Origin of the sequence: Pseudomonas sp. D2002 (assembly GCF_013385735.1) — a bacterium.
Lineage (GTDB): Bacteria > Pseudomonadota > Gammaproteobacteria > Pseudomonadales > Pseudomonadaceae > Aquipseudomonas.
Genome location: NZ_JACAPL010000035.1, coordinates 3278 through 6905, shown reverse-complemented (window position 1 = coordinate 6905; position 3628 = coordinate 3278). Strand labels below are relative to the sequence as shown.

General features: G+C 63.8%; 2 protein-coding genes. Both read left to right on the top strand.

Features of this window, described 5'->3' with window-relative positions:
• Positions 1 to 2403: efflux RND transporter permease subunit (locus HX783_RS29750; protein WP_177019244.1), on the top strand; the 2403-nt coding region annotated here is incomplete at its 5' end.
• 4 nt (positions 2404 to 2407) lie between these two features.
• A partial coding sequence (locus HX783_RS30115; protein ID WP_256347370.1) for an efflux RND transporter permease subunit occupies positions 2408 to 3628 on the top strand: 1221 nt, incomplete at its 3' end.

The window sequence follows — 3628 nt, the reverse complement described above, 5'->3', positions numbered from 1 at the left end:
GACGGCAAGTTCCAGGCCTATTCCATCGGCGCCAATGACCAGCTGCAATCGGCCGAGGAATACCGCGACCTGGTGATCGCCTACAAAAACGGCGCGCCGATTCGCCTGTCGCAGATCGCCAGTTCCACCCAAGGCCCGGAAAACCCGCGCCAGGCCGCGTGGACCAACGACACGCCGTCCATCGTGCTGAATATCCAGCGTCAGCCCGGCGCCAACGTGATCGAAGTGGTCGACCGCGTGCAGCAACTGCTGCCCAAGCTGCGCGCCAGCCTGCCGGGGACCTTGAAGGTCGCGGTGCTGACTGACCGCACCCAAACCATCCGCGCCTCGGTGACGGATGTGCAGTACGAATTGGGGCTGGCGATTATGCTGGTGGTGATCGTGATTTTCGCCTTCCTGCGCAACATTCCGGCCACGATCATTCCCGCCGTGACCATCCCGCTGACGCTGATCGGCACCCTGGCAGTAGCCTACGCGCTGGGCTTTTCCCTGAATAACCTGACACTGATGGCGCTGACCATCGCCATCGGTTTTGTGGTCGATGACGCCATCGTCATGATCGAAAACATTACGCGCTACCTGGAGGCCGGTGACACGCCGCTGCAAGCGGCGCTCAAGGGCGCGGAGCAGATCGGCTTCACCATCATCTCGCTGTCCATCGCGCTGATTGCGGTGATGATCCCGCTGCTGTTCATGGGCGATGTGGTTGGGCGGCTGTTCCGTGAATTCGCCATGACCGTGGCCGTGACTATCGTGATTTCGGCGGTGATTTCCCTGACGCTGACACCGATGATGTGCGCGCGCATGCTCAAGTCCAAACATGAGGAGCGCCGCGCGGACTTCTTCGACCGCATCAACCGCCACTACGTACGCGGCCTGGATTGGGTGTTGGCGCACCGCACCTTGACCCTGATTTCGGTGGTGCTCACTGCCGCGCTGACCTTGTTCACCCTGGTGATCATGCCCAAGGGTTTTTTCCCCGATCAGGACACCGGCCTGATCCAGGGCATTTCCCAGGCCTCGCCGACCATCTCGTTTCAGCAGATGCAGGTCGAACAACAACGCCTGGCCGCGCGGATTCTCAAGGACCCGGCGGTGCTAAGCCTGTCGTCGTTCGTTGGCATTGACCAGACCAACCCGACCATCAACCAGGGCAATTTGCTGATCAACCTCAAGCCACGCGGCGAGCGTGACAGCAGCACCGAAGTGATCCGCCGCCTGGCCGACGCGAATGCCGACGACGCCGGCATCCGCCTGTACCTGCACTCGGTGCAGGACCTGACCCTGGACGCCACGGTGTCCACCACCAGCTACCGCCTGGGCCTGCAAGCCACCGACCCGGATGAGCTGGAGCAGTGGACCACCAAGCTGCTCGCCGCGATCAAGCAAGACCCGATGTTCACCGACGTGCAAAGCCAGGCCATGCAGTTCGGCAACCAGATCAAGCTGACCTTCGACCGCGCCACCGCTTCGCGCCTGGGGATCACCCCGCAGGCCATCGACGATGTGCTCTACGACGCCTTCGGCCAGCGTCAGGTCTCGACCATTTACACCCAGCTCAACCAGTACCACGTGGTGATCGCCACCGACCACCCGCCGCGCAATTTGCCGGACTTGCTCACCGGTTTGTACGTGGACATTCCCGGTGGCGGCGTGGCGCCGCTGTCGAGCATGGCGACCATGGAAGTGGTGCGCTCGCCGGTCACCATCAACCGCCTGGGGCAGTTTCCCTATGCGGACGTGTCGTTCAACCTCGCCCCCGGCCAAACATTGGGCGCGGCGGTGACGCGCTTGCAGGACATTGAAGCCACGGTCGGCCTGCCGTTGTCGGTGCAGGCCAACCTCGAAGGCGCGGCGGCGACGTTCCAGGCGTCGCTGTCCAACCAGGTGTTCCTGGTGCTGGCGGCAATTGTGGTGGTGTACCTGATGCTGGGGATTTTGTACGAGAGTTTCGTGCACCCGGTGACGATTCTGTCGACGCTGCTGTCGGCGGCCCTCGGCGCCTTGCTGGCGTTGCTGGTGACGGGCACGCAGTTCGACATCATCGGTTTGATCGGCATTGTGTTGCTGATCGGCATCGTCATGAAAAACGGCATCATGATGGTCGACTTCGCCCTGGAGCTGCTGCGCGAAGGCGGCTTGAGCCCGGTGGAGGCGATTCGCCAGGCGGCGGAGCTGCGGTTTCGGCCGATTCTGATGACCAGCATGGCCTCGCTGTTTGGTGCGGTGCCGTTGGCGCTGGGCACCGGCATTGGCTCGGAGCTGCGCCACCCGCTGGGCATTGCGATTATCGGCGGGTTGCTGCTCAGCCAGTTGCTCACGCTGTTTTCCACGCCGGTGATCTTCCTCGCCATGCACGGCCTGGGCGAGCGTTTCAGCCGTCGCTCGGTGGCGGTGGAATGATGCGATGAACCTCAGCGCGCCGTTTATTCATCGCCCGATTGCCACCACGCTGCTGGCGGCCGGGCTGGCCTTGTTTGGCGTATTGGCGTTCAACCTGTTGCCGGTGGCGCCGCTGCCGGAAGTGGACTTCCCGACCATCAGCGTCAGCGCCTCGTTGCCCGGCGCCGACCCGACCACTGTCGCAAGCTCCGTGGCGACGCCGCTGGAGCGTCAGTTCGGGCAGATCGCCGGGGTCACGCAAATGACCTCCGCCAGCAGTCTCGGCTCTACGCGCATCACTATGCAGTTTGACCTGAGCCGTGACATCGACGGCGCGGCGCGGGATGTGCAGGCGGCGATCAACGCCGCGCGCAGCAACTTGCCCAGCGACTTGTCCGGCAACCCGACCTACCGCAAGGTCAACCCGGCCGACTCGCCGATCCTGATCATCAGCCTGACCTCCGACAGCGCCACGCCGGGGCAAATGTACGACGCTGCCTCGACGGTGCTCGAACAGCGCCTGCTGCAAACCACCGGCGTCGGCGACGTGACGGTGGGCGGCGGCGCGTTGCCGGCGGTGCGCATTGAGCTGAACCCGGACCGGCTGAACAGGTACGGCGTCAGCCTGGAGCAGGTGCGCCAGGTCATCGGCGCGTCCAACGCCAACCTGCCCAAGGGCAACGTGGCGGTGGGCGACCGCTCGTATGGCATTGGCGCCAACGACCAGTTGCTCGACAGCAACGACTACGGGCCGCTGGTGGTCAAGGCCAGTAACGGCGACCTGATCCACATTTCCGACCTCGGCTATGTGCGCGAAGACGTGCAGGACCTGCGCAACTTCGGCCTGTCCAACGGCAAGCCCGCGGTGCTGCTGGTGGTGTTCAAGCAGCCGGGCGCCAACGTGATCGACACGGTGGACGCGGTGAAAGCCTCGCTACCGTTTCTGCAAAGCTCGATCCCGGCGTCGATCAAACTCAACCTGCTGATGGACCGCACCACCACCATTCGCGCATCGCTGCATGACGTGGAAGTGACCTTGCTGGCCTCGATCCTGCTGGTGACGCTGGTGACCTTCGGCTTCTTCCGTGACTGGCGCAGCACCCTGGTGCCGGCCGTGGTGGTGCCGCTGTCGTTGCTCGGCACCTTTGGCGCGATGTACTTCCTCGGCTACAGCCTGAATAACCTGTCGCTGATGGCGCTGACCATTTCCACCGGGTTCGTGGTCGACGACGCCATCGTGGTGGTG